At 41.9% G+C, this 265-nt stretch carries 1 pseudogene; it reads right to left on the bottom strand.

Annotated features, from left to right (window positions below):
- Positions 1–66 precede the first annotated feature (66 nt).
- Positions 67–265 (bottom strand): annotated as a pseudogene (locus AAEY88_RS13995) (FAD-dependent oxidoreductase); the annotation flags it as partial.

Here is a 265-nt window from a genome sequence, read left to right on the forward strand (position 1 = left end):
GGGTAACTAAAGCTATGGCTTTTAACCGCAAAACGGCGATGTTTTACATCGCCTAAATATACAGCGCTAGTCAAATTCAACCCCAAGCTGTTTGGCAACGTCTACGCCACTATGCACCCCATCTTCGTGAAAACCGTTATACCAATACGCACCACAAAAATAGCTATTATTTTTCCCGTCAATGCTATGCTTTTGTTGCTGCGCGGCTATCGATTCTTGGTTAAATACTGGGTGATGGTAAGTAAATTCACGTAATATCTTACTC

The sequence above is a fragment of the Psychrobacter sp. CAL346-MNA-CIBAN-0220 genome, assembly GCF_040309805.1.
Taxonomy (GTDB): Bacteria; Pseudomonadota; Gammaproteobacteria; order Pseudomonadales; family Moraxellaceae; genus Psychrobacter.